A 1,408-nucleotide genomic window follows, 5' to 3' on the forward strand; every position below is an offset into this window, starting at 1 on the left:
AAGCAAAGTTGATTCCCGACATAATACACCAGGCTGGCACTCTCCCTGTTACATTCCACACCTACAAGAAGTGGTAGATAGCGTACCAAATACTCGAAGCTGGCAATTTGAAGTAAAGAACGATCATCGGCATGTATTGAAACTAATTGTAAAGCGATTACAAGATTTTTTTCGCAGCAATAATCTTTATGATAAGGCAACGGTTACTTCTGCCAGCCGCTGGATTCTACATGAAATAAACCGATTATCGCCAGAAATAGACACCGGCTATGTCGCAGAATACCGGTATCGCAGGCCATTGAAGACCGCTGTATCGCTCGATTGCAAGCTACTGGTCATCAACAACAGGTTGATTAGCCCAACCTTATTGAGAAACGCAAAATCTTATGGGCTTGAGGTATCATGTTGGACGGTGAATAGTATTGAAAGAATGGAAACCCTAAAAGCAATGGGCGTTCATAGTATTATCACTGATATTCCGAGCTCTGCACTGCATCACTTTAATTAGATATCGCGCTTTCAAACAACTAAGCTAGGCAAGCCAAAAACGGCTACTTACCATAAGGCTAAGAGCGGAACATAATCACCCTTAGCCTTCATCTTTAATTCAAATACGCTTCCTGAAAATCTGAAACCCCATTATCATTAGAGTCCGAATTGTCAGGTTTAGTATTTAACAGATACTCTTCGATATTTGTTAAATTATCCTTATCCAAGTCTTTGAACTTATCGCTTGGGTCACTATCATCCAAGCCGTAAAGCATCTCGAATATTCCCGGCATCCCGTCTGAATCTTGATCCGTCACACCGATAGGCATTATATCGACGAGCGAGTCATACACACTTAATAACGCAAAGTCACTCTGGCCTGCGACTTGTTGCGGCAAGACTTTCATCATTAGCTCATCTTCTGTGGCTTGCTGTATCAGATACTTTGTTGGTTCGCCATCATCTGTAGGCTTATTGTCCTCGATATAGACTGCCCGCGTTTCTTGAGAGTTAAATAAAGAACTAGGATCGTCAACGATAGCAATGAAGTGCTGGTTTTCTTCATGAAGATCATAAAACGTCGAGTATTCAGCTAAACCGTATGATTTATGCAACAAACTGCCTGCCACCGGCACCTCTAGTGAAGCCAGAGTAAGTTGATGCCCAGATCCGAAGTAGATCAATTCACCATTTTCAGATAACTGAATGGGCCCGCTAAGCGGTTTCTCTGATGATTCAAAAATAGTGGATATTTCATCAGAGGCAATACCAAACGTCGATAAGTCCAAGGTCATTGAAAGTACTTCATTGTTTGGATGATTATCTACACGAACAACTGCAAGAATATCAACCAAAGTAGTGCAGCTGTCATTGCGACAGGCTAATTTAATACTGTCTGGCAAAACATCATATTCGATGT

2 protein-coding genes are annotated in these 1,408 nt (G+C 41.5%); one reads left to right on the top strand and one right to left on the bottom strand.

The window, feature by feature from the left end:
• The coding region (locus tag A3763_RS21150) for a glycerophosphodiester phosphodiesterase (protein ID WP_197483028.1) at window positions 1-508 on the top strand (508 nt) is incomplete at its 5' end.
• Between the two features lie 94 nt (window positions 509-602).
• On the opposite strand, the gene A3763_RS29015 is transcribed toward A3763_RS21150, so the two are convergent.
• Window positions 603-1,408: hypothetical protein (locus A3763_RS29015; protein ID WP_197483029.1), on the bottom strand; the 806-nt coding region annotated here is incomplete at its 5' end.

The organism is Oleiphilus sp. HI0128 (assembly GCF_001635365.1).